Source organism: Nostoc sp. KVJ20 (assembly GCF_001712795.1).
In the GTDB taxonomy this organism is placed as follows: domain Bacteria; phylum Cyanobacteriota; class Cyanobacteriia; order Cyanobacteriales; family Nostocaceae; genus Nostoc.
Window position 1 is genome coordinate 78,812 of the sequence record NZ_KV757633.1, and the last position, 6,432, is coordinate 85,243.

The following is a 6,432-nucleotide window of genomic DNA, read 5'->3' on the forward strand; positions in this document are numbered from 1 at the left end:
TTCTAGCTGATTTTGGGAATAATCCTTTAGCTAGCTGCATATAAGGAGAAGCTAAATTGAAAGGAACACGTTCCCTTCTAGCACCCTATGCTGTGGCACTATTGGCTGTTGGTAGCGTATTGCTACTAACACTATTGCTACAGCCATTACTGAAATCAAGTATTTTCCTGCTGTTTTTTGCTGCCGTGGCGGTTAGTGCCTGGTATGGCGGCATGGAAGCAGGGTTGCTGGCTACTGCTTTGTCTACTTTAGCCGTCAGCTACTTTTTCTTAGAGCCAGTGTTTTCGCTCCTGGTTGCAAGTCTAGACAACATACTGCGGTTAGGCTTATTTGTGGTTGTGACAACAATTATTAATTTGCTGAACTCAGAGTTACGCACTGCCAAACAACATCTTCAAACGAGTTTGCAGAAGCTACAGGTGAGCGAGGCAAGGTTTAGAAGGTTGATAGAGTCCAACATTATTGGGGTAATTGTAACCAATATGGATGGAGCGATCGCAGAGGCTAATGATGCTTTTTTACGGATGGTAGGTTATTCCCAGGAGGATTTGCAAGCAGGGCGAGTCCAATGGCGCGATATGATACCACCAGAATATATTGAAGCTAACAACAGTGCGATGCCTACGGCGGGCTACGCCTACGCAGAACTCACAACCAAAGGTGTATGTCAGCCCTTTGAGAACGAATACATCCGCAAAGATAACAGTCGCGTTCCTATCCTGTTAGGTTCTGCTTTGTTAGAAAATAATCCTAACGAAATTATCTCTTTTGTACTTGATTTAAGTCAACGCAAACAAGCAGAGCTTGCCCTTTCTAAAAGCGAAGAACGCTACCGCACTTTTTTAGAGCATAGTTCAGAAGGTATTTGGTGCATCGAACTGGAAGTACCAATTTCAGTAGATTGTCCAGAAGATGCACAAATTGAACATTTTTACCAATATGTTTATCTGGCAGAATGCAACAATGTTATGGCGCAGATGTATGGCTGTTCTCGTGCCGAAGAAATTATCGGCGTCAGACTAGGAGATTTTCTTGTTGCCTCCGATCCACATAATATTGCATACCTGCGTAATTTTATCCGTTCTAACTACCGACTAATCGATGCAGAATCCCACGAAATAGATAAGCAAGGTAATTCTAAATATTTTTTGAATAATCTGGTGGGAGTTGTCGAAAATGGCCTTTTAGTTAGAGCGTGGGGAACTCAACGCGACATCACAGAATACAAAAGAGCAGAAACAGCACTGCGTCAACGAGAAGATGAACTGCGCCTGATTACAAACGCTGTACCCGTCCAGATTTCTTATGTTGATGGTGAGCAGCGTTATCGCTTTAATAACAAAGGATATGAACACTGGTTTGGGCTTCCTGCTTCGGAAATTTCTGGTAAACACATTAGAGAAATTTTGGGAGAGTCGGTTTATCAGTCAATTCTCCCTTATGTAGAAACAGTACTCTCAGGAGAGCAGGTAACTTATGAAACCCAATTACCTCATAAAGATGGCACAAACCATTACATGAATGTTACTTATATTCCCCAGTTTAATCAGCAGGGAAAAGTTGCAGGATTTGTTGCCCTAATTACAGATATTACACTTCATAAGTTAGCAGAGCAAGAACGCGAATTACTCCTTGAGCGCGAACAAGCAGCACGCGCCGATGCAGAAGCAGCAAGCCGCATGAAGGATGAGTTTCTGGCCACACTCTCCCATGAACTCCGTACACCACTAAACGCTATCCTGGGCTGGGCACAGCTACTTAGAACTCGCAAGTTTGATGAAACTATGACTGGTCGCGCACTAGAGACAATTGAGCGGAACACTAAATCTCTGGCGCAACTGATTGAAGATGTTCTAGATGTGTCACGGATTATTAGAGGCACTCTCAATCTAAGTATGAATCGGGTAAAACTTGTACCACTTGTAGAGGCGGCAATCGATACTGTGTACCCAGCAGCCCAGGCGAAAGAGATTAGCATTAACTGTAGATTCGACCCGGAAGTAGAGGTAGTTGTGGGTGATGCCAACCGCTTGCAACAGGTTGTGTGGAATTTGCTCTCTAATGCCGTCAAGTTTACACCCAAGGGCGGAAGAGTTGATGTGCAATTAGAGCGGATTGAATCTTACGTACAAATTCGGGTGAGTGATACGGGAGGGGGAATTGCTGCCGAATTCCTACCCCATGTATTTGAACGCTTTCGTCAAGCTGACAGTTCCACCACGCGATCGCATGGTGGATTAGGATTAGGATTAGCGATCGTCCGTCACTTGGTAGAATTACACGGTGGCACTGTCTCGGCCGAAAGTCCAGGAATTGGACAGGGAGCGACATTCGTTATCAGTCTGCCAATGAAAGCTATTTAGGATGGAGGCAGGAGGAGCAAACTCTTAGGTAGAATTCTGCATCATCCACAAATCCCAGTAAAGCACTTTTAAATTCTGCATATAAATCAATACGCTTGGGTTAAGGTTAGTGGTGTAGATAATTTGTCTTTGAAGACGCGATGAATCGCCGTCTCTACAAGGGTTTTGTTGCTCATTCTGAACTGTATTGGCATATAAATAATCTTGACTTTCGGTGAGTGTACATATTGCTTCTTTCCTATTTCCTCATTACACAAGTAAGTTCAGGAATGAAATCGGATTCCTATATGATCCGGTAAGTATCGTCTAGGCGAAGACAGATTATGACGCAAACAATTTCAATCAACGACTCTGGGCGCTTGCAACTCAAACCGCTAGAAATCCCATCCCGTCTGCTGTTGGGCCCTGGGCCATCCAATGCCCATCCCACAGTTCTCCAAGCGATGAATACCTCGCCTGTTGGGCATCTTGACCCAGCTTTTCTCGCACTCATGGATGAAATTCAGTCGTTGCTACGCTACGTCTGGCAAACAGAAAACCCACTCACCATTGCAGTCAGCGGTACGGGAACAGCGGCAATGGAAGCAACCATCGCCAATGCTGTAGAACCTGGTGATGTGGTTTTGATTGGTGTCGCTGGCTACTTCGGTAATCGTCTCGTGGATATGGCTGGACGATATGGTGCTGATGTGCGAACTATTACCAAACCTTGGGGACAAGTTTTCAACCTCGATGAACTCCAAACTGCCCTAAAAACCCATCGTCCAGCTATTTTAGCTTTAGTTCATGCTGAAACCTCCACTGGCGCACGTCAACCGTTGGAAGGGGTCGCTGATTTGTGTCATGAATTTGGCACTTTGCTGTTAATAGATACGGTGACAAGTCTGGGTGGTGTCCCGTTGTTTTTAGATGCTTGGGGAGTTGACCTCGCCTATAGTTGTAGCCAAAAAGGGTTGGGTTGCCCCCCTGGTGCTTCGCCCTTTACCATGAGTGCGCGTGCAGTTGAGAAATTGCAACAGCGCCCAACGAAAGTTGCAAACTGGTATTTAGATATGTTGTTGCTGGGCAAGTATTGGGGTACTGAACGCACCTATCACCATACAGCACCCATTAATTTATACTATGCATTGCGGGAAGCACTACGTTTGCTTGCAGAAGAGGGGTTAGCAAATTCCTGGCAGCGGCATCAAAAGAACGTAGAGTATCTCTGGGAGGGCTTGGAGAGTTTAGGGCTGAGTATGCACGTTGAGCAAGAGTATAGATTACCAACGCTGACCACTGTTTGCATACCAGCAGGGGTAGATGGGAAAGCGATCGCACGGCAGTTACTCAATGAACATAATATTGAAATTGGCGGTGGTCTTGGTGAACTTGCGGGTAAAGTCTGGCGCGTGGGATTGATGGGCTTTAATAGTCGTAAAGAAAGTGTTGACCAACTTTTAGCAGCACTACGACAGGTTTTACCTAAGTAGGGAAGGGGGCAGGAGGCAGGAGGCAGGGGGCAGGGGGCAGAATGTCTTACCTCAGTTGGGGATTCAGTACCCTCCTGAATAAAAGCCACCAAATAAAAATTTGGTGTTCTTGTCTTAAACCCAAGTTTGCTCCGATCACGTGCTGGAAGCTTTATTCCTCATGACTTCCTTCAGAACTGCCCTCTGCCTTTCTTGATAAAAATATGGGAACCTTTATACAAATGAAGGGTTTTGAAATCTAAACTTTCAGTTACCCTGAAGTTAGTTGCTCAACTAGTATTGACTGTTCCACAGATAGAATAGATGACTCAACAAACTTCTAGAATTTGTATCCTTGGCGGAGGCTTTGGTGGTCTTTACACAGCCCTGCGCTTAAGCCAATTACCTTGGGAATCTACGCAAAAACCCGAAATTGTTCTAGTAGATCAAAGCGATCGCTTCCTATTCTCTCCTTTACTTTACGAATTACTCACTGGCGAACTGCAAACCTGGGAAATTGCCCCACCCTTTGAAGAAATTTTACAAGGCACAGGGGTGCGTTTTTATCAAGGGGTTGTGTCTGGAATTGACATCGACCAGCAACGGGTAAATATACAAGAAGGCCCGGAAATCCCTTACGACCGCTTAGTGCTGGCGCTAGGAGGTGAAACACCGCTAGATTTAGTACCTGGTGCAGCAGCCTACGCTTACACATTCCGGACAATCTCTGATGCTTATCGTTTAGAAGAACGCTTGCGATTTTTAGAAGAATCGGATGCTGATAAAATTCGGGTAGCGATCGTTGGGGCTGGCTACAGTGGTGTAGAGTTAGCCTGTAAGTTAGCCGACCGACTAGGCGAAAGAGGACGCTTTCGGATTGTTGAAATCGCCGATCAAATTTTGCGAACTTCCCCAGAGTTTAACCGGGAAGCAGCAAAGAAAGCTTTAGAAACCCGTGGTGTGTTTCTTGATTTAGAAACCAAAGTAGAATCAATCGAGCAAAATAGCATTTCCCTAGAGTACAAAAACCAGTTAGACACGATTCCCGTAGATTTAGTAATTTGGACTGTGGGAACTAGGGTTGCGCCCGTAGTAAAATCTCTTCCTCTCAAGCAAAATCAGCGTGGTCAAATCACCACTACATCCAATCTGCAAGTTCTTGATCATCCAGAAATCTTTGCCTTGGGAGATTTAGCAGACTGTCATGATGCTGAAGGACAACAAGTCCCCGCTACCGCACAAGCAGCTTTTCAACAAGCTGATTATACTGCTTGGAATATCTGGGCAACTCTAACTAATCGCCCCATCCTTCCCTTTCATTACCAACAGTTAGGAGAAATGATGGCATTAGGAATAGACAACGCCACTCTCACTGGTTTGGGAATTAAACTAGATGGGCCCTTGGCATACGTCGCCCGTCGCGTTGCCTATTTATATAGGTTGCCAACTTTAGAGCATCAGCTTAAAGTTGGTTTTAATTGGCTAGCCCGTCCGATAATAGAAACACTTTCTCGGTAACTTTAGGTTGGTCATTTGTCATTGGTCATTGGTCATTGGTCATTGGTCATTGGTCATTGGTCATTGGGTAAAACAGTTCCGAGTAAAGAAGTGAGATGCACCACTCAGCACTCAACACGGGCTAAACGCCCCGCTACGGCTAACAGCACTCAGCACTCCTGAAGGGCGTTGGTAAAGAACCAACAAATTTACGGTTATTTGCTTTATTTCTGCCAACCTACTGAGCAGATGCTAGACTCTACCCACAGAAGCTCTTAACAAGCCAAAATCTAAATTCAACATTCAAAATTTTCAAACTTTAATGGAACAACCGAAAGTTATTTTTTTAGATGCTGTGGGTACACTCTTCGATGTCAAAGGTAGTGTGGGCAAAGTTTATAGTCAGATAGCCCAGGAATTTGATGTTACAGTTTCAGCCGAAACATTGAATACAGCCTTCATCGAAAGCTTTAAAGCAGCGCCGCCGCCGATATTCCCAGATGCAGAATTGCAAGATATTCCCCAGCGCGAGTTTGATTGGTGGCGGATAATTGCCCTGAACACTTTTGAAAGGGCAGGTGTTCTCAAGGAATTTTCTGACTTTTCAGCTTTTTTTAGTGAACTTTACATTCACTTTGGCACTGGTGAACCGTGGTTTGTCTATCCCGATGTCTTACCAGCTTTAATCAACTGGCGGCGGTTGGGAGTTAGCTTGGGGGTGCTGTCCAATTTTGATTCCCGGATTTACTCAGTATTACAAAGTTTGGGATTGAGAGAGTTTTTTACCTCCGTCACCATTTCTACCCAGGTACGTGCAGCTAAACCCGATCCTCAAATTTTTGCCATTGCCTTAGATAAACATAAATGTTCCCCAGAGGCGGCGTGGCATATCGGCGATAGCATTGTAGAAGACTATTATGCAGCTAAAGCAGCTGGACTCAGAGGCGTTTGGATCAACCGGGGGAATTGAAGAACGCTCCCACGGCTATAAAAACATTCTCTATTAGGGAACTCCAAGAAATAAATTATCCAATTTCACTCCTGCAAAACGACTTTCTCTCCCCCTGCCCTCTGCCTCCTGCCCCCTGCCTCCTGCCCCCTGCCTTTCAAGGGTAGGGGTT

At 45.1% G+C, this 6,432-nt stretch carries 5 protein-coding genes; 4 read left to right on the top strand and 1 reads right to left on the bottom strand.

The window, feature by feature from the left end; translation table 11 throughout:
- Positions 1–56 precede the first annotated feature (56 nt).
- Positions 57–2,363, top strand: coding sequence for a PAS domain S-box protein (locus A4S05_RS19125; protein WP_069071386.1), 2,307 nt, complete (start codon positions 57–59; stop codon positions 2,361–2,363).
- Here the strand turns inward: A4S05_RS19125 and A4S05_RS44240 are convergent.
- Positions 2,356–2,454, bottom strand: a complete 99-nt coding sequence (locus A4S05_RS44240) for a DUF1499 domain-containing protein (protein ID WP_370684470.1) — start codon at positions 2,452–2,454, stop codon at positions 2,356–2,358. The genes A4S05_RS19125 and A4S05_RS44240 overlap by 8 nt on opposite strands.
- A 232-nt stretch (positions 2,455–2,686) precedes the next feature.
- Here A4S05_RS44240 and A4S05_RS19130 point away from each other — a divergent pair, with 232 nt between their 5' ends.
- The 3 genes from A4S05_RS19130 (at position 2,687) to A4S05_RS19140 (ending at position 6,281) form a co-directional block, all read left to right on the top strand.
- Positions 2,687–3,835: an alanine--glyoxylate aminotransferase family protein gene (locus tag A4S05_RS19130; RefSeq protein ID WP_069071387.1), complete on the top strand. Its 1,149-nt coding sequence runs from the start codon at positions 2,687–2,689 to the stop codon at positions 3,833–3,835.
- Between the two features lie 303 nt (positions 3,836–4,138).
- Positions 4,139–5,332 carry an NAD(P)/FAD-dependent oxidoreductase gene (locus tag A4S05_RS19135; protein ID WP_069071388.1) on the top strand — a complete coding sequence of 398 codons (1,194 nt, stop codon included), beginning with the start codon at positions 4,139–4,141 and terminating at the stop codon, positions 5,330–5,332.
- Between the two features lie 301 nt (positions 5,333–5,633).
- Positions 5,634–6,281 carry an HAD-IA family hydrolase gene (locus A4S05_RS19140; RefSeq protein ID WP_069071389.1) on the top strand — a complete coding sequence of 216 codons (648 nt, stop codon included), beginning with the start codon at positions 5,634–5,636 and terminating at the stop codon, positions 6,279–6,281.
- Positions 6,282–6,432 lie beyond the last annotated feature (151 nt).